This window comes from Streptomyces sp. GL_140 (genome assembly GCF_057834465.1).
In genome coordinates this window covers 1,488,155-1,505,738 of record NZ_CM174404.1, presented here as the reverse complement: position 1 = coordinate 1,505,738, position 17,584 = coordinate 1,488,155, and the positions used below count along the sequence as shown (strand labels likewise).

Annotated in this window: 15 protein-coding genes and 1 riboswitch; of the genes, 12 read left to right on the top strand and 3 right to left on the bottom strand. The window is 70.2% G+C overall.

Annotation, left to right across the window (positions count from 1 at the left end; genetic code table 11):
* The first annotated feature begins 10 nt into the window (after window positions 1-10).
* The 9 genes from AC3IYJ_RS07005 (at window position 11) to AC3IYJ_RS06965 (ending at window position 9,645) form a co-directional block, all read left to right on the top strand.
* Entirely contained in the window at window positions 11-2,506 is a 2,496-nt protein-coding gene (locus AC3IYJ_RS07005; protein WP_489400473.1) for a sugar phosphate nucleotidyltransferase, read from the top strand.
* Window positions 2,507-2,638: 132 nt separating this feature from the next.
* Complete coding sequence (locus AC3IYJ_RS07000; RefSeq protein WP_489400472.1) at window positions 2,639-3,544, top strand: DUF881 domain-containing protein; 906 nt, start codon at window positions 2,639-2,641, stop codon at window positions 3,542-3,544.
* A complete protein-coding gene (locus AC3IYJ_RS06995; protein ID WP_112452698.1) occupies window positions 3,541-3,873 on the top strand; it encodes a small basic family protein in 333 nt (110 codons plus the stop codon). Before AC3IYJ_RS07000 ends, AC3IYJ_RS06995 begins: the two co-directional genes overlap by 4 nt.
* Window positions 3,874-3,878: 5 nt before the next feature.
* Window positions 3,879-4,757 carry a DUF881 domain-containing protein gene (locus tag AC3IYJ_RS06990; RefSeq protein WP_489400471.1) on the top strand — a complete coding sequence of 293 codons (879 nt, stop codon included), beginning with the start codon at window positions 3,879-3,881 and terminating at the stop codon, window positions 4,755-4,757.
* A 189-nt stretch (window positions 4,758-4,946) separates the two neighbouring features.
* Window positions 4,947-5,783 (top strand): FHA domain-containing protein, encoded by an 837-nt coding sequence (locus AC3IYJ_RS06985; RefSeq protein ID WP_489400470.1) that lies wholly within the window; start codon window positions 4,947-4,949, stop codon window positions 5,781-5,783.
* A 44-nt stretch (window positions 5,784-5,827) separates the two neighbouring features.
* Window positions 5,828-6,589 carry a transcriptional regulator FtsR gene (gene ftsR, locus AC3IYJ_RS06980; RefSeq protein ID WP_489400469.1) on the top strand — a complete coding sequence of 254 codons (762 nt, stop codon included), beginning with the start codon at window positions 5,828-5,830 and terminating at the stop codon, window positions 6,587-6,589.
* Between the two features lie 97 nt (window positions 6,590-6,686).
* On the top strand, window positions 6,687-7,160 hold the full coding sequence (locus AC3IYJ_RS06975) for a bifunctional nuclease family protein (protein ID WP_330295267.1): 474 nt from the start codon (window positions 6,687-6,689) through the stop codon (window positions 7,158-7,160).
* Window positions 7,161-7,363: 203 nt separating this feature from the next.
* Complete coding sequence (locus AC3IYJ_RS06970) at window positions 7,364-8,020, top strand: MerR family transcriptional regulator (RefSeq protein WP_489400468.1); 657 nt, start codon at window positions 7,364-7,366, stop codon at window positions 8,018-8,020.
* A 110-nt stretch (window positions 8,021-8,130) separates the two neighbouring features.
* Window positions 8,131-9,645, top strand: coding sequence for a DNA polymerase IV (locus AC3IYJ_RS06965; RefSeq protein WP_489400467.1), 1,515 nt, complete (start codon window positions 8,131-8,133; stop codon window positions 9,643-9,645).
* A 41-nt stretch (window positions 9,646-9,686) separates the two neighbouring features.
* Here AC3IYJ_RS06965 and AC3IYJ_RS06960 read toward each other — a convergent pair whose 3' ends face one another.
* Window positions 9,687-10,052: a PRC-barrel domain-containing protein gene (locus tag AC3IYJ_RS06960; RefSeq protein ID WP_489400466.1), complete on the bottom strand. Its 366-nt coding sequence runs from the start codon at window positions 10,050-10,052 to the stop codon at window positions 9,687-9,689.
* Window positions 10,053-10,170: 118 nt separating this feature from the next.
* A riboswitch (glycine riboswitch) is annotated at window positions 10,171-10,269 on the top strand.
* 197 nt (window positions 10,270-10,466) lie between these two features.
* On the opposite strand from AC3IYJ_RS06960, the gene gcvP reads away from it, so the two are divergent.
* Complete coding sequence (gcvP, locus tag AC3IYJ_RS06955) at window positions 10,467-13,352, top strand: aminomethyl-transferring glycine dehydrogenase (RefSeq protein ID WP_489400465.1); 2,886 nt, start codon at window positions 10,467-10,469, stop codon at window positions 13,350-13,352.
* 128 nt (window positions 13,353-13,480) lie between these two features.
* Here the strand turns inward: gcvP and AC3IYJ_RS06950 are convergent, their stop codons facing one another.
* Both AC3IYJ_RS06950 and AC3IYJ_RS06945 read right to left on the bottom strand, forming a co-directional pair.
* The gene (locus AC3IYJ_RS06950) at window positions 13,481-13,687 is read right to left on the bottom strand and encodes a DUF5999 family protein (RefSeq protein ID WP_489400464.1); all 207 of its coding nucleotides are present in this window, start codon (window positions 13,685-13,687) and stop codon (window positions 13,481-13,483) included.
* Between the two features lie 293 nt (window positions 13,688-13,980).
* Entirely contained in the window at window positions 13,981-14,601 is a 621-nt protein-coding gene (locus tag AC3IYJ_RS06945; RefSeq protein WP_489400463.1) for a hypothetical protein, read from the bottom strand.
* Between the two features lie 508 nt (window positions 14,602-15,109).
* On the opposite strand from AC3IYJ_RS06945, the gene AC3IYJ_RS06940 reads away from it, so the two are divergent.
* Window positions 15,110-16,645: a glutamate-cysteine ligase family protein gene (locus AC3IYJ_RS06940; RefSeq protein ID WP_489400462.1), complete on the top strand. Its 1,536-nt coding sequence runs from the start codon at window positions 15,110-15,112 to the stop codon at window positions 16,643-16,645.
* A gap of 155 nt (window positions 16,646-16,800) precedes the next feature.
* Complete coding sequence (locus AC3IYJ_RS06935) at window positions 16,801-17,583, top strand: CPBP family intramembrane glutamic endopeptidase (RefSeq protein WP_489402724.1); 783 nt, start codon at window positions 16,801-16,803, stop codon at window positions 17,581-17,583.
* The last annotated feature ends 1 nt before the right edge of the window (window position 17,584 follow it).

The window sequence follows — 17,584 nt, the reverse complement described above, 5'->3', positions numbered from 1 at the left end:
CTCTTCCGACATGAAGGCCGTCGTGATGGCTGGTGGCGAAGGCACTCGTCTTCGCCCCATGACCTCAAGCATGCCCAAGCCGCTCCTGCCGGTGGCGAACCGGCCCATCATGGAGCACGTGCTCAGGCTGCTCAAGCGGCACGGGCTCAGCGAGACCGTGGTCACCGTGCAATTCCTGGCATCACTCGTCAGGAACTACTTCGGTGACGGCGAAGAGCTCGGAATGGAGCTCACTTATGCCAACGAGGAGAAGCCACTCGGGACCGCCGGCAGCGTGAAGAACGCCGAGGAGGCCTTGAAGGACGACACCTTCCTGGTCATCTCCGGTGACGCACTCACGGACTTCGACCTCACCGACCTCATCGCCTTCCACAAGGAGAAGGGCGCACTCGTCACGGTGTGCCTCACCCGGGTGCCGAACCCGCTGGAATTCGGCATCACCATCGTGGACGAGGAAGGCAAGGTCGAGCGGTTCCTGGAGAAGCCCACCTGGGGCCAGGTCTTCTCGGACACCATCAATACGGGCATCTACGTGATGGAGCCCGAGGTGTTCGACTACGTGAGCCCGGACGTATCGGTGGACTGGTCCGGTGACGTCTTCCCTCAGCTGATGAAGGAAGGCCGGCCCATCTACGGCTACGTGGCCGAGGGCTACTGGGAGGACGTAGGCACCCACGAGAGCTACGTCAAGGCCCAGGCCGACGTGCTCGAGGGCAAGGTCCAGGTCGACATGGACGGCTTCGAGATCTCCCCCGGGGTCTGGATCGCCGAAGGCGCCGAGGTGAGCCCGGACGCGGTGCTGCGCGGGCCGCTGTACATCGGGGACTACGCCAAGGTCGAAGCCGGTGTGGAGATCCGCGAGCACACCGTCATCGGGTCGAACGTGGTCGTCAAGAGCGGCGCGTTCCTGCACAAGGCCGTCGTGCACGACAACGTGTACATCGGCCCGCACAGCAACCTCCGGGGCTGTGTCATCGGGAAGAACACCGACATCATGCGGGCCGCCCGGATCGAGGACGGGGCCGTCATCGGGGACGAGTGCCTCGTCGGCGAGGAATCGATCATCCAGGGGAACGTGCGGGTCTACCCCTTCAAGACGATCGAGGCCGGCGCCTTCGTCAACACGTCGGTGATCTGGGAGTCCCGGGGGCAGGCGCATCTGTTCGGCGCCCGGGGCGTCAGCGGGATCCTGAACGTGGAGATCACCCCCGAACTGGTGGTCCGGCTCGCCGGTGCGTACGCGACGACCCTGAAGAAGGGGGCGACGGTCACCACGGCCCGTGACCACTCCCGAGGGGCCAGGGCGCTCAAGCGCGCCGTGATCTCGGCCCTCCAGGCCAGCGCGATCAACGTCCGAGACCTGGAGAACGTACCGCTGCCCGTGGCGCGCCAGCAGACCGCCCGGGGCAGCGCCGGCGGAATCGTGCTGCGGACCTCGCCCGGTGTGCCGGACTCGGTGGACATCATGTTCCTCGACGAACGGGGGGCGGACCTCTCGCTCCAGGGGCAGCGGAAGCTGGACCGGGTGTACGCGCGCCAGGAGTACCGGCGGGCGTTCCCCGGCGAGATCGGCGACCTGCAGTTCCCGGGCAGCGTCTTCGACGCCTACACCGGTTCGCTGCTGCGCCGGGTGGACATCACCGGGGTCGCGGACTCCGGTCTCAAGGTGGTCGTGGACGCCTCCAACGGCAGTGCCGGGCTCGTGCTGCCCAGCCTGCTGGGCCGGCTCGGCGTGGACGCCCTCACCGTCAATCCGGGGCTCGACGAGTCCCGGCCGACGGAGACCGTTGAATCCCGGCGGGCCGGGCTGGTGCGGCTGGGCGAGATCGTCGCCTCCTCGCGGGCCGCCTTCGGGGTGCGCTTCGACCCGGTGGGCGAGCGGATCTCCCTCGTGGACGAGCGCGGGCGGATCATCGAGGACGACCGGGCACTGCTGGTCCTCCTCGACCTGGTGGCCGCCGAGAGGCGCAGCGGCAAGGTGGCGCTGCCGGTGACCACGACCAGGATCGCCGAGCAGGTGGCCGCGTACCACGGCACCCAGGTGGAGTGGACGACGACCTCGCCCGACGACCTGACCCGGGTCGGCCGGGCGGAGAACACCATCTTCGGCGGCGACGGGCGGGGCGGTTTCATCGTCCCGGAGTTCAGCAGCGTCTTCGACGGGTCGGCGGCCTTCGTGCAGCTGATCGGGCTCGTGGCGAGGACACAGCTCACCCTGAGCCAGATCGACGCCAGGATCCCGCGGGCGCACGTGCTCAAGCGGGACGTGCCGACCCCGTGGGCCGTGAAGGGGCTCGTCATGCGCCGGGTCGTCGAAGCGGCCGGTGACCGGCAGGTGGACACCACCGACGGGGTACGGGTGGTCGAGGCCGACGGGCGGTGGGCGCTGGTGCTGCCGGACCCCGCGGAGGCGGTCACCCATCTGTGGGCCGAAGGTCCCGACGACGCGTCCGCGCAGGATCTGCTGGACGGCTGGGCAGAGGTGGTGGACGGCGCCGGGCACTGAGCGCCCCGTACGGAACGCGACAGGTCCGCCGGAACGCGGTAGGTCCGCAAGTCCGGTGGGCCGGGCGGGGTGAAGCCCCTGCCCGGCCCACCGGACGGGCGCATTCGGCGTGTGCGGTGCCGACATGCGACGATGTGCGGCATGTCGCAGCCGCCCCACAACCGGAGTTCGGCGCAGCCTCCCGCGCGCCCGGACGCTTCCATGTCGCTGCTGACGCACGTGATGGACCACAGCCTCGACGAGGGCTACGCGGAGGCCTCCGCCCGGCGCGAGTCGGACGGCACGGCGGGCCTGCCGCGCACGCTCAAGGCCAAACTGGGGCTCGCCGCAGGGCTGGTGCTCGCCGCGATGGTCGTCACGCTGGGTGCCGCGCAGGCGCGGGTCGCCGCGCCGGTGCTGGCCAAGGAGCGTCAGGAACTCATCGACCGGGTCGACCGGGCCGACGCGCACGCGGACGGCCTGGAGCGGGACATCGAGAGGCTGCGGGGCACCGTCGCCGACCGGCAGCGCGAAGCGCTCAAGCAGCACGGCGGTGACCAGGGGCAGCTCGTGGCGCTGCTGTCCGGGGCCACGGAGGTGCGCGGGCCGGGGATCAAGCTGACGGTGGACGACGCCAAGGGCGCGTCCACGGGCAACGGTTCCAAGCCGCGCGAGAACACGGGTTTCTCGGACACCGGCCGACTCCGCGACCATGACATGCAGAAGATCGTCAACGGGCTGTGGCAGTCCGGGGCCGAAGCGATTTCGATCAACGGGCAGCGGCTGACGTCGCTCTCGGCGATCAGGGCCGCCGGTGACGCGATACTGGTCGACAACAGGCCGTTGGTGCCTCCGTACGAAGTGCTGGCGATCGGCGACAAGAAGCGGCTCGGAACCACGTTCCAGGACTCCGCGGACGGCCAGTACCTGCACGTGCTGCAGGAGAGCTACGGGATCCGCTACAGCCTGTCTCCCGAGGACGAGGTACGGCTGCCCGCCGCGTCGAGCCTGACCGTACGTACAGCTACAGCAGTAGAGCAGCAGAAGGGTGCATCGTGATCGCGGTACTGGGCCTCGTGGTCGGAGTGGTGGTCGGACTTCTGGTCCGGCCCGAAGTGCCGGCCGTGGTGGAGCCTTATCTCCCGATCGCCGTGGTGGCGGCGCTGGACGCGGTGTTCGGGGGCTTGCGCGCGATGCTGGACGGCATCTTCGTGGACAAGGTCTTCGTGGTGTCGTTCCTGTCCAACGTGGTCGTGGCCGCGCTGATCGTCTTCCTCGGCGACAAGCTGGGCGTCGGTTCGCAGCTGTCCACGGGTGTGGTCGTCGTTCTGGGCATCCGCATCTTCTCCAACGCCGCGGCCATCCGCCGGCACGTGTTCCGGGCGTGAGGCCGATGAGTACGAACGACACCCCGCCCGAGGAGCCGAGGGGTCCGGGGCAGCCGCCGAAGCAGGAGCCGGCCGCTCCCACCGGTCCGGCCGAGGAGCGCGCGGCGTGGAACCCGCCACCGCAGGAGGAGCCGGTCGCGCGAGACGCCCCGGCCGAGCCCGAGGAGACCGGCCGGCAGCGGCTGGCCGCCGGGCTGTGGCCGCCGCGGGTGAGCCGGGCTCAACTGATCGTCGCGGTGCTGCTGTTCGTCCTGGGGCTCGGTCTGGCGATCCAGGTACGGTCCAACAGCGACTCCAGCGCGCTGCGCGGTGCCCGTCAGGAGGACCTCGTACGGATCCTCGACGAGCTGGACGGGCGCACCAAGCGGCTGGAGGACGAGAAGCAGAAGCTCGACGAGCAGCGCCGGGAGCTGGAGAGCAGCTCCAACCAGGCCGAGGAGGCCCGGAAGCAGACCGTCGAGAAGGAACGTCAACTCGGGATCCTGGCCGGTACGGTGGCCGCGCAGGGGCCGGGGATCGTGCTGAAGATCTCCGATCCCAAGAACCAGGTGCAGTCGGACAAGCTGCTGGACACCCTCCAGGAGCTGCGTGCGGCCGGGGCCGAGGCGATCCAGATCAACGGCGTGCGGATCGTGGCGGGCTCGTATTTCTCGGACGAGGGCGGCGGGGTCGCGATCGACGGTAAGAAGATCACACAGCCCTATGAATTCAAGGTGATCGGCAAGCCGCAGGACCTGGAGCCGGCGCTCAACATTCCGGGCGGCGTGGTCCAGTCGCTGGAGAAGGAGCAAGCGGTCGTCACCGTCACACGACCGGCGAAGATCGTCGTGGATGCCTTGCGGGCTGCGAAGCAGCCTGACTACGCTCGGTCGTCATCGCCGTGAGGCGGGACGCAGAGCAGACCGGCTCACGCGGGCGAATGCCTGCGGGGGGTCGGCGCACCGAAGTCGTGGTACGTGGTGGAAACTGTCTGATGGTTACGGACGTTGTGAGAATGTCCGGGTCGGCAGGTGTTGCATTCGGAGTTCGTCCTGCCCCACGGGCGGGTCTGTTTCGGTCAAGGGGAATCGCCCGTGAAGTTGTTTGAGAAGTTGTTCGGCAAGAAGAACCGCGAGGAAAGTGGCGCGGCCAGGCACCGCGCGGGGCATGGAGACGTGGAAGGGCAGGGCGACCGGCCGCTCTTCCGTGACGAGGTTGCGGGCGCGGGTGATATTTCGGGCGCACAGGGCGCGTCGACTGTTGACCCTGCCGGTACCGGACGCATAGGTTTCGGTGAACCATCAACCTCAAGTACGGGTGGAGGGTTTAACCCCGACCCGTATGCCACCAATGCCTCCGCGGGGCAGCCGCGGCGCGAGGAGCCGTCCATGTCGGCCGAGCAGATTTGCAGCAGGTGCGGGCACCGCAGCGATGCGGCGAGCCGATTCTGCTCCAACTGCGGGGCGCCGTTGCGGGCGGGTCTGACGCCGGAGCGTGCCTCGGAGACCACGTCCACCATTTCGATCTCGGGCCTCGAGGCCTACGAGGCCGAGGTGTCGGGACAGACGCACGTGTCGTCCTCACTGTCCCCCGAGGCCCAGGCCGCGGTGGAAGCACTGCCTCCGGGTTCCGCTCTGCTCATCGTGCGGCGCGGCCCCAACTCCGGCAGCCGCTTCCTCTTGGACGGAGAGCTGACGACGGCCGGCCGGCACCCGCAGAGCGACATCTTCCTGGACGACGTCACCGTCTCCAGGCGCCATGTCGAGTTCCGCAGGAGCCACGACGGCGGCTTCACCGTCGCCGATGTCGGCAGCCTCAACGGCACGTACGTGAACCGTGAACCGATCGACTCCGTCTCCCTCCACAACGGCGACGAAGTGCAGATCGGCAAGTACCGGCTGGTCTTCTACGCGAGCCTGCGGGGCATCTGACCCTCCTCCGGATCCTGTCCGGGGGACTCCCCAGGGAAGGTCCCATGCTGCGCACCCCGACAGGCGGTGCCGGAAACGGCACCGCCGCCTCGGCCCGACGGCTGGTGAGCATCGGCACGGTGCTCACGATGCTGCGTGAAGAGTTCCCCGAAGTCACGATCTCGAAGATCCGCTTCCTGGAGGCGGAGGGGCTCGTGGAGCCCCGGCGCACACCATCCGGATACCGCAAGTTCAGCACCGACGACGTGGACCGCCTCGCCCATATCCTCCGGCTCCAGCGCGACCACTACCTTCCGTTGAAGGTCATCCGCGAGCAGCTCGACGCGCTCGCCCGCGGCGAGCAGATCCGTATCCCGGCGCCCGCCGCGCACGGGGAATCCGTCGACCCCACGAGTCCCGTGGTCCTGTACGGCGAGGTGGGCCGGGAGCGGTCGACCGTGGCCCGGGTGGGCCGGGCCGAGCTGATCGCCGCCGCGGAGGTGGACGAGGTACAGCTCATCGAGTGGGAGTCGTACGGGCTGATCGCGGAGGCACCCGGCGGTGGGTTCGACGCGGAGGCGGTCACCGTGGCCCGTCTGGTGGCCGATCTCGGCCGGTTCGGGCTGGAGCCGCGCCACCTGCGGGCGATGAAGGCTGCGGCCGACCGGGAGGCCGGCCTGGTCGAACAGGTCGTCGCACCATTGCGCCGCCACCGCAACCCGCAGACCAGGGCACATGCCGAGGCCACCTTGAAGGAGCTCGCGGGGCTCTCCGTGAGGCTGCACGAGGCCTTGGTGCAGACGGCGCTCGGGGTGCGGCTGCCCTGATCCGGGGGGCCTTCGGAGGAGTCGCGGGGGACTCCTCCGGGCGGCCTTGGGGGAGCCCGACTACCCAAACCGGCCGGGCAGGTCCTAGGGTTGCTGTGTGAACGAGCTCGACGTTGTGGGTGTCCGGGTGGAAATGCCCTCGAACCAACCGATCGTGCTCCTGCGTGAAGTGGGAGGCGATCGGTACCTCCCCATCTGGATCGGACCAGGGGAGGCGACCGCCATTGCCTTCGCGCAGCAGGGCATGGCTCCTGCCCGCCCGCTGACGCACGACCTTTTCAAGGACGTGCTGGAGGCGATCGGCGAGGAACTCACCGAAGTCCGGATCACGGATCTGCGGGAGGGTGTTTTCTACGCGGAGCTCGTCTTCGCCAGCGGGGTCGAGGTGAGCGCGAGGCCGTCCGACGCCATAGCGCTCGCCCTGCGCACCGGGACGCCGATCTACGGCAGCGACGGCGTGCTGGACGACGCCGGAATTGCGATCCCGGACGAGCAGGAGGACGAGGTGGAGAAGTTCCGCGAGTTCCTCGACCAGATCTCGCCCGAGGACTTCGGCACCGGCCCGCACTGAGCCGGGGCAGCGGCGTCCTCGGGGCGTTCCTGGACGCAGCCTCAAAGGAGATTGCAGCCCATTCGAGTAGCCTTTCCCCGCAATGGGGTACGGGAAACCACTCTCAGGGTGATTATCACTCGGCGTGCCGAGTGTGGCGATCGTTGACGCACCCCTGGTGACTGCCTACCTTCAAGGTGGCAGGTCAAGGACGGAGGGTCGGCGTGAGAGTCACGGGCGACGGTACGACCGGGGGCATCCCCGCACGGAGTGACGGTGGGCCGTACCCGCTGCACGGTGGTGCGGTGAGCTCCGCGCGCCGTCAGCCGGAGCCCGCGCCGCTGGGTTCGGTGGGGTCGGTGGGACCCCAGGGCGGCGAGGCGGCTCCCGAGCAGGTCGGCTACCGCGGGCCGACGGCTTGCGCCGCGGCCGGCATCACCTACCGGCAGCTCGACTACTGGGCGCGGACGGGGCTGGTGGAGCCGAGCGTGCGTCCCGCGTACGGGTCGGGCACGCAGCGGCTGTACAGCTTCCGGGACGTGGTCGTCCTCAAGATCGTCAAGCGCTTCCTGGACACCGGGGTGGCGCTGCAGAACATCCGCACCGCCGTGCAGCACCTGAGCGACAGCGGGTTGTCGGACCTCGAGCGCATGACGTTGATGAGCGACGGCGCCACGGTCTACGAGTGCACCTCGCCTGAACAGGTCGTCGGCCTGCTCCAGGGCGGACAGGGCATCTTCGGGATCGCCGTCGGCGTGGTCTGGCGCGATGTCGAGAACGCCCTGTCGCAGCTCCACGGGGAGCGCGTGGACACCGGTGAGACGGTGGTCGGGCACAACCCCACCGACGAGCTGGCCGCGCGGCGCAACCGGGCGGTCTAGGCCGTCTAGGAGCTCGTGTACCGAGGCCGTCCGGCCGGGCCCGCCATGACGGCGGGCCCGGCCGGACGGCCTCGGGCCGTTTGTCAGTGGCGTAGGGCAGCATCGGTGCGGTGAGAGCCGCGCCGACCATCATGCATCTGGACATGGACGCCTTCTACGCGTCCGTGGAGCAGGCGTCGAAGCCGAGCCTGCGCGGCAAGGCCGTCATCGTCGGCGGGCTCGGTCCGCGCGGGGTCGTCGCCACCTGTTCGTACGAGGCCAGGCGGTTCGGGGTCCACTCGGCGATGCCGACGGCGCAGGCGCGGCGGCTCTGCCCGAACGGCGCGTACCTGATCCCGCGCTTCGGTCTCTACAGGGCGGTCAGCGACACCGTCATGGCCCTCCTGCGGCAGCTGTCGCCGCTGGTGGAGCCCCTGAGCCTGGACGAGGCCTTCGTGGACCTGGAGGCGGGCGGGGTCGCCTTCGACGCGGAGTCCGCACGGGTAGTCGGGGAACGGCTGCGGGCCGACATCATGGCCGCGACCGGGCTCAGCGGATCGGTCGGGCTGGCCGGGTCCAAGATGCTGGCCAAGGTGGCCTCCGAGGAGGCCAAGCCCGCGGGGCTGCTGCTGATCGAGGTCGGCACCGAGCGGGCCCATCTCGCGCCGATGTCGGTGCGGACCCTGCCCGGGGTGGGGCCGGCCACCGGGGAGCACCTGCGGCGGGCCGGGATCACCACGGTGGGGGAGCTGGCGGCGGCGGGCGAGGACGAACTGGTCCGGATGGTGGGGCGCTCGCACGGGGTCGGGCTCTACCGGATGGCCAGGGGCGTGGACGAGCGGCCGGTGGTCGCCGAGCGCGACGCGAAATCGGTGTCGGTCGAGGACACCTTCGACGTGGACCTGCACGACCGGGTCCGGATCCGGGGCGAGGTGCAGCGGCTCGCGGACCGGTGCGTGCGGCGGCTGCGGGAGTCCGGCCACTCGGGGCGGACCATCGTGCTCAAGGTGCGGCGGTACGACTTCTCGACGCTGACCCGGTCCGAGACCCTGCGGGGGCCGACCGACGACCCGGCGGTGGTGCGGGAGGCCGCGGCGCGGCTTCTGGAGGCGGTGGACACCACGGGCGGGGTGCGGCTGCTGGGGGTGGGCGTGACGGGGCTGGCGGACTACACGCAGGAGGATCTGTTCGCCTTCGCCGTGACGCTGACCGCTGCGGGGGAAGGGGATGCCGCTGGGCCGGAGGGGGTCGAAGGGGCCGAGGAGACGGGTGCGGTCGCCGACGCGGAGGGCTCGGTAGCGCCCGGTGGTAAGGGTGGGGTCCAGCCGGAGCAGGGCGCCGCGGAGCCCGGCGCGGGGCGGCCCGGCGGCGCGCAGGCTCCGGCCGCCGTGGACTCCGAGGGCGGCAGCGCGCCGCCCGGTGAGGGCGACGCCGGCTCCGGGCGGCTGTGGCAGGCCGGGAGTGATGTGCGGCACACGGTGTACGGGCCCGGGTGGGTGCAGGGGAGCGGGGTCGGGCGGGTGACCGTGCGGTTCGAGGAGCCCGGCTCGGAGCCGGGCCGGGTACGGACCTTCCGGGTGGACGACCCCGAGCTGGAGCCGTCCGATCCGCTTCCGCTGGTGGGGAGTGGTGGTGTGCCCGGCTAGGCCTTCATCTTTCGGATCTTGTCGGCTCTCGTCGGCCTTCGTCAGTCCTCGTCGCCCGCCAGGCGGCCGAAGTCGTGGCTGAAGTCGCTGGGCAGGGCCACGTCGAGGCCGTAGTGGTGGTAGAGCTGGAGCTCCTGCTCGGGGGAGAGGTGGCGGCCGACGCCGAAGTCGGGGGCGTCCTTGATGAGGGAGCGGTCGAAGGGCACGCGCAGGGTGTCGCCCACCATCTCGCTGGGTTCCAGGGGAACGAAGGCGTCCCGGCTGAAGAGGCCGGTCCGGACGGCGGCCCATTCCGGGACGCCCGTGGCATCGTCGAGGTAGACCTCGTCGACGGTGCCGATCTTGGCACCATTGCGGTCGAACGCCTTGCGGCCGATCAGGCTGCGGGGATCGATGTCGGTCTGCACGTTCCGGTCCCTCCATTTGGTCGCAACTCCTCCGTAATGACTACAAAAGTGCATTTCCGGAGAGTGGGCCACTCGGGGAGGGGCCGAGATCCTCGCTGGTAGGCTGGGTAACGGCTGTTGACCCTGTGCGGGAGAGTCCTCCAAGTGAGCAAGACGGGGGCGCCGAAGGAGCAAATCCTCCCCGGAATCTCTCAGGCATACGTACCGCACGTGGTGAGGCCACTCTGGAAAGTAGGGGCGGTACCGGGCGCGCAGTGCCGGTTCCTTCCCTCACCGACGGTGAAAGCCGGACCCCCGGGAGACCCCCGCGTGGCCCGGTGAAGCTCTCAGGTTGTGATGACAGAGGGGGAGGCCGTCCGGGTGCCCGCGCCGTGGTGCCCCTCGCAGGTCGTACGACCCAGGAGGCCTCCGTACATGACCGCCAACCGCATTCCGCTCTCCCAGCTGGAGCGAGGCATCCCCTTCGAGCAGCGCCACATCGGCCCTGATGCCGAGGCGCAGGCGAAGATGCTCGCCCAGGTGGGCTACGGCTCGCTGGACGAACTGACCGCCGCAGCGGTGCCGGATGTGATCAAGACCACTGCCGCGCTGAACCTGCCCGAGGCGCGGACCGAGGCCGAGGTGCTCGCCGAGCTGCGTCAGCTCGCCGACCGCAACCAGGTCCTCTCCTCCATGATCGGCCTGGGTTACTACGGCACCTTCACGCCGCCGGTGATCCTGCGCAACGTCATGGAGAACCCGGCCTGGTACACGGCGTACACGCCGTACCAGCCCGAGATCTCGCAGGGCCGCCTGGAAGCCCTGCTGAACTTCCAGACCGTCGTCGCCGAGCTGACCGGCCTGCCGACCTCCGGCGCCTCCCTGCTCGACGAGGGCACCGCGGCCGCCGAGGCCATGACGCTGGCCCGCCGCGTGGGCAAGGCCAAGGGCAACGTCTTCCTCGTCGACGCCGACGCGCTGCCGCAGACCATCGCCGTGATCCAGACCCGCGCCGAGCCGATCGGCATCGACGTGGTCGTCGCCGACCTCTCCGAGGGCATCCCGGCCGAGGCCGCCGAGCGCGGCATCTACGGCGTGCTCGTGCAGTACCCGGGCGCCTCCGGTGCCGTACGGGACATCAAGCCGGTCATCGACCGGGCCCACGAGCTCGGCGCGATCGTCGCCGTCTCCGCCGACCTGCTCGCCCTGACCCTGCTGACCTCCCCGGGCGAGCTGGGCGCGGACATCGCCGTCGGCACCACCCAGCGCTTCGGCGTCCCGATGGGCTTCGGCGGACCGCACGCCGGCTACATGGCCGTCCAGGCCAAGCACGCCCGCTCGCTGCCCGGCCGCCTCGTCGGCGTCTCCGTGGACGCGGACGGCAACAAGGCTTACCGCCTGGCCCTCCAGACCCGTGAGCAGCACATCCGCCGCGAGAAGGCCACCAGCAACATCTGCACCGCGCAGGTGCTGCTCGCCGTCATGGCCGGCATGTACGCGGTCTACCACGGCCCGGACGGCCTGCGGACGATCGCCCGCCGCACCCACCGCTACGCCACCCTGCTCGCCGCCGGCCTGAAGGCCGGCGGGGTCGAGGTCGTGCACGGCGCCTACTTCGACACCCTCACCGCCCGCGTCCCGGGCCGTGCCGCCGAGGTCGTGGCCGCGGCCCGCGAGGGCGGGGTCAACCTGTACCAGGTGGACGCCGATCTGGTCTCCGCCGCGTGCGACGAGACCACCCTGCGCGCCGACGTGGACGCCGTTTGGGCGGCCTTCGGGGTGACCGCCGACCTGGAGGAGCTCGACGCCGTCACCGCCGACGCGCTGCCCGAGGGGCTGCTGCGCAAGGACGCGTACCTGGCCCACCCGGTCTTCCACCAGCACCGCTCCGAGACCGCGATGCTGCGCTACCTGCGCAAGCTCTCGGACAAGGACTACGCGCTGGACCGCGGCATGATCCCGCTGGGCTCCTGCACCATGAAGCTCAACGCGACCACCGAGATGGAGTCGGTCACCTGGCCCGAGTTCGGCCAGCTGCACCCCTTCGCCCCGGTGGAGCAGGCGGAGGGCTACCTCACGCTCATCACCGAGCTGGAGGAACGTCTCTGCGAGGTCACCGGCTACGACAAGGTCTCCATTCAGCCGAACGCCGGCTCCCAGGGTGAGCTCGCCGGTCTGCTGGCCGTCCGCGCCTACCACCGGGCGAACGGCGACGAGCAGCGCACCGTCTGTCTCATCCCGTCCTCCGCGCACGGCACCAACGCCGCGAGCGCCGTGATGGCCGGCATGAAGGTCGTCGTGGTCAAGACCGCCGACGACGGCGAGGTGGACGCGGCCGACCTGCGCGCCAAGATCGAGCAGTACCGCGACGAGCTCGCCGTCCTGATGATCACCTACCCCTCCACGCACGGTGTGTTCGAGGAGCACGTCGCCGACATCTGCGCCCAGGTGCACGACGCCGGCGGCCAGGTCTACGTGGACGGCGCCAACCTCAACGCCCTGGTGGGCCTGGCCAAGCCCGGTCACTTCGGTGGCGACGTCTCGCACCTGAACCTGCACAAGACCTTCTGCATCCCGCACGGCGGCGGCGGCCCCGGCGTCGGTCCGGTCGGCGTCCGGGCCCACCTGGCCCCGTACCTGCCCAACCACCCGCTCCAGCCGACCGCCGGCCCCGAGACGGGCGTCGGCCCGATCTCGGCCGCTCCGTGGGGCTCGGCCGGCATCCTGCCGATCTCCTGGTCGTACGTGCGCCTGATGGGCGGCGAGGGCCTCAAGCGCGCCACCCAGGTGGCGGTGCTCGGCGCGAACTACATCGCCAAGCGCCTGGAGCCGCACTACCCAGTGCTCTACACCGGACCGGGCAACCTGGTCGCGCACGAGTGCATCATCGACATGCGCCCGCTGTCCAAGGCCACGGGCGTCAGCATCGACGACATCGCCAAGCGCCTGATCGACTACGGCTTCCACGCGCCGACCATGTCCTTCCCGGTCGCCGGGACGCTCATGATCGAGCCGACGGAGTCCGAGGACCTCGCCGAGATCGACCGCTTCTGCGACGCGATGATCGCCATCCGCGCCGAGATCGAGCGGGTCGCGGGCGGCGAGTGGCCGGTGGACGACAACCCGCTGGCCAACTCCCCGCACACGGCGGCGGCGTTGGGCGGCGAGTGGAACCACCCGTACACCCGTGACGAGGCCGTCTTCCCGGGCGGGGTGTCGGCCGCGGAGAAGTACTGGCCGCCGGTGCGCCGCATCGACGGCGCCTTCGGTGACCGGAACCTGGTGTGTTCCTGCCCGCCGCTGGACGAGTACGACAACTAGGCCTTCGCGGGCCCGCGGCGGGAGCCGTGCGGTTCTGAGGTCTTCCAGTGCATGACGAAGGGGCCGGTCCGGGAGTGGTACTCCTGGGCCGGCCCCTTTCGGCGCTCGCTGTCGGCGGACGGGCCCGGCTAGGCGGCCTTCATCACGTGCGCTGCGGAGAGCGTGCGGTGCGGAGCGATGATCTGGCCGTCCGGCAGCAGCTCACCGGTGTCCTCGAAGAGCAGGACGCCGTTGCACAGCAGGCTCCAGCCCTGTTCCGGGTGGACGGCCACGGGGTGTGCGGCCTCCCGGTCGGCGGAGTCGGCTGACGGGCATGCTGGCTTGTGCTGGCACATGGATGCGTTCTTTCGCTGCGGTGTGGTCTGTGTGCTGCGGCTCGATGCGTTGTTCATGGCCGCCCCCCGTATCAACGATTTGGCTTGGTCAGGGTCCCCAGTGTTCCCCTAGGACTCGGTGTCCGCAGGGATTTCCCGGCAGCTGTCCTCATAGATTGATGACGCATCACCCGTGCGGGCGGTTCAGGCCAACTCCCCTGTCATTTCGGGTGGTTCGCAGGGGGCCCGAGTGGGCTAGGCCGAATGGGCAGTTCCGGTCACCGTGCTTCCTCCAGCGGTGCGCCGTGCCTCGTTCAGGCGGCCGGGGCCGCCATCGAGGGCGGGACCGGCGGCGCCGTGGGCGTGAGCCGGTGGGTCATCACGGGCAGCAGTTCGGACACCGGGTGCGGTCGGTAGGCGGCGATTCCGGGCGGGGCGGGCGCCAGCGGGACCAGCAGATCGGCGGCCGCCGGCATCCCGGACGCCGCGTCGGCGCCCACGGCCCCGTGGAGCCACAGCGTCAGCATGTACAGCTCCGGTACGGACAGCAGTCGTGGCTGGTAGCTCTTGCCGAGGGATTCCGCCTGGCGCAGCGCGCGTTCGGTGGCTGCTACGTAGGGGCCCTCGAAGAAGTGGGAGAAGGCCCACCCGTCCGGGGTCAGTCGGGTGTCGGCGGCAGCCACGTAGCGCTCACCGCTGCGGATCAGGAACCGCCAGCCGGTCAGCCTGGTGCGCGGCGGCCGGCCGCCGGCCGTCAGGCCGGAGAGGTTCAGCCGGTCCAGGACGTGTACGGGCAGTGGCAGTTCGGCGGTCATCGGGCCCTGGAGTGAGCGCAGGGCCGGGGTGTGTGCTTCGTTGACGGCGCTGGGGGAACCGAGGGCCGCGAGGACGCTGCGCAGGGCGGGCGCGGGGGCCGGAGGGACGTGCAGCGGCATGGTGGGTCGCCTCTCGCTTGGGAGACCGGTGGATCGGGGGAGGTGCGGGACGGCGCTGTCGCATTCTGGGGCCAGAGGGGGGCTGAGGGGCAATGGCCGCGCGCCAACTCTCTGCCTCGTTTGCGGAGTTTATACGACATGTGTTCACGCAGTGTTTCGGCTAGCTGTCCCGCCTATTGCGGGCAAGGCGCTTACCGGTCCCCCTGACATGGCATTCATGACGCGTGCGCGCAATCGTGCCGCGCTGACCTCGGAGGTTACCGGACGGGGGCTCGGCTGGAAAGCGCCGGTTATTCGGAACCGGCAAATCATATGGGGTATTTGCGCAGCTCGGCATGCCAGGGGAATGTGCCAAAGCGCCTGTCGGCCAAACCGGCGCGCGCTCCTCGCCAGTCACGCCCCTTCCGCGTTATCGATCATGCCGCCGGGGCATCATCGACCGTAACGCGCGCCTGGGGTGAGGGATCTTTTCCAAGCCTGCCAGGCCCAGTCGAGGAGGGACGCTTCGATGGGGGAGAAGGTCGTGGCGGGCGGATTCGACCTGTCCGATCGGCAACGGTACCGGAGGAAGCTTCACGAGTGCCTGGAGGGACTGGAGCGGCTTCTGGAAGAGAAGAGGTTCGATCGGCCCAAGAACATGATGGGGCTCGAGATCGAGTTGAATCTGGCTGGTGCCGACGGGTTGCCGAGAATGGTGAACGCACAGGTTCTGGAGCGCATTGCGAGCCCCGATTTCCAAACGGAACTTGGAATGTTCAACCTGGAGGTGAATGTACTTCCGCACCGGCTCGGCGGCCGGGTATTCGACCGGCTCGCCGAGGAACTGAGCGCGGGTCTCGGCTATGCCCACCGGCAGGCCGTCGAGATCGACGCCGGGGTGGTGATGATCGGAATTCTGCCGACGATCTCCCGCGCCGACCTGGTCACCGCCAACCTCTCGGCGGTGGACCGCTACTCGCTGCTGAACGAGCAGATCCTGATGATGCGCGGCGAGGACTTCACGCTCGACATCGACGGAGTCGAGCGGCTGACCTGGACCTCGGGATCGATCGTGCCCGAGGCCGCGTGCACCTCCGTACAACTGCACCTGCAGGTGACTCCGGCCCGGTTCGCGGACGTGTGGAACGCGGCGCAGGCGGTGGCCGCCGTACAGATAGCCGTCGGCGCCAACTCGCCGTTCCTGTTCGGGCGCGAGCTGTGGCGGGAGTCGAGGCCGCCGCTCTTCCAGCAGGCCACCGACACCCGGCCGCCCGAGCTCCAGGCGCAGGGGGTGCGGCCGCGCACCTGGTTCGGCGAGCGGTGGGTGGATTCGGCGTACGAGCTCTTCGCCGAGAACGTCCGCTACTTCCCGTCCCTGCTGCCGATTTGCGATGAGGAGGAGCCGCTGCGGGTCCTCGCCGAGGGAGGGGTGCCCAGCCTTCAGGAACTGGTCCTGCACAACGGCACGGTCTACCGGTGGAACCGGCCCGTGTACGGGGTCGCCGACGGGGTGCCGCACCTGCGCGTGGAGAACCGGGTACTGCCGGCCGGGCCGACGGTGGCGGACGTCGTCGCCAACGCGGCCTTCTACTACGGGCTCGTACGGACCCTCGCGGACGAGCAGCGTCCGGTGTGGAGCCGGCTGCCCTTCGCGGAAGCGGAGGCCAATTTCGACGCGGCCTGCCGCTACGGGATCGACGCCCGGCTGCGCTGGCCGCGCCGGGGCCGGGGCGGCGGACTGGCCAGCGTGCCGGCCGTACGGCTGGTGCTGGACGAGCTGCTGCCGATGGCGGCCGCGGGACTGGACGCCTGGGGCATCGAGCCCGCCGACCGGGACCACTACCTAGGCATCATCGAGGAGCGATGTCGGCGACGGGTCAACGGAGCGACCTGGCAGGTGGAGACGTACCACCGGGCGCTCGCGGCCGGGCTGGAGCGGGACGCGGCGCTCGCCGCGACCACGCGCCGCTACAGCGAGCTGATGCACAAGGGCGACCCCGTGCACACCTGGCCGGTCGGTCTCGCGGAGGCGGAGGTGAGCGCCGTGACGGCGGCCCGGGGCTGACCCGGGGCGTCCGGGCACTGTGATCCGGCTCCCGTTCGGCTCCGGTCCCGTCCGGTGATCCCGTTCACCCGCCGACGAGGCAGTATGGGGTGATCGCAGTGGTCGGCGGACGGGAGACGAGCGTGCGGACGGAGCCGGAACCGGTGGTCGGGGAGCTGGACGGGGCACTGGGCGGGGGCCGGGACGGGCGCAGGGTCCTGCGCGACGAGACGCTGCTCGTGCTCGCGCTGTCCCTGGGCGCGAGCGGCGTCTCGGCGCTGATCAGCTTCATCGGCTCGCTGACCAAGCCCGGCGGGCTCAAGGACCAGGCCGCCACGCTCAACGGTTCGTACGCCCCGGGCCGGCCCTGGCTCGACCTGGCCTGGCAGCTGTTCGGCATCGCGAGCGCGCTGGTCCCCGTACTGCTGGTGGCGCACCTGCTGACGCGCGAGGGTGCCCCCGGGCTGAAGGTGCTGGGTTTCGACCGCACCCGACCCGTGTGGGACCTGGGCCGGGGTGCGCTCGTCGCGGCCGGCATCGGGAGCGCCGGGCTCGCCTTCTACCTGGTGGCGCGGGCCACGGGCTTCAACCTGACGGTGGTGCCGGAGGCGCTTCCCGACGTGTGGTGGAAGTTCCCGGTGCTCATCCTCTCCGCGGTGCAGAACTCCGTGGTGGAGGAGGTCATCGTGCTGGCCTACCTGCTGCGCAGGCTCGGTCAGCTGGGCTGGTCGCCGATGGCCGCGCTGATCGCCAGCTCCGTGCTGCGCGGTTCCTACCACCTCTACCAGGGCATCGGCGGCTTCATCGGCAACATGGTGATGGGCGTCGTCTTCGTCCTGGCCTACCGGCGCTGGGGCCGGGTCGGGCCGCTCGTCGTCGCCCATGCGCTGCTGGACATCGTGGCCTTCGGCGGGTACGCCCTGCTGGCGGGCAAGGTGGGCTGGCTGCCCACCCCGTAGC

What these genes read in the sequence shown, in the direction of transcription:
- AC3IYJ_RS06940 (WP_489400462.1), top strand. Translation starts at nt 15,110, where the DNA reads ATGGGGGAGAAGGTCGTGGCGGGCGGATTCGACCTGTCCGATCGGCAA.
- AC3IYJ_RS07005 (WP_489400473.1), top strand. Translation starts at nt 11, where the DNA reads ATGAAGGCCGTCGTGATGGCTGGTGGCGAAGGCACTCGTCTTCGCCCC.
- AC3IYJ_RS06945 (WP_489400463.1), bottom strand. Translation starts at nt 14,601, where the DNA reads ATGCCGCTGCACGTCCCTCCGGCCCCCGCGCCCGCCCTGCGCAGCGTC.
- ftsR (WP_489400469.1), top strand. Translation starts at nt 5,828, where the DNA reads ATGCTGCGCACCCCGACAGGCGGTGCCGGAAACGGCACCGCCGCCTCG.
- gcvP (WP_489400465.1), top strand. Translation starts at nt 10,467, where the DNA reads ATGACCGCCAACCGCATTCCGCTCTCCCAGCTGGAGCGAGGCATCCCC.
- AC3IYJ_RS06990 (WP_489400471.1), top strand. Translation starts at nt 3,879, where the DNA reads ATGAGTACGAACGACACCCCGCCCGAGGAGCCGAGGGGTCCGGGGCAG.
- AC3IYJ_RS06950 (WP_489400464.1), bottom strand. Translation starts at nt 13,687, where the DNA reads ATGTGCCAGCACAAGCCAGCATGCCCGTCAGCCGACTCCGCCGACCGG.
- AC3IYJ_RS07000 (WP_489400472.1), top strand. Translation starts at nt 2,639, where the DNA reads ATGTGCGGCATGTCGCAGCCGCCCCACAACCGGAGTTCGGCGCAGCCT.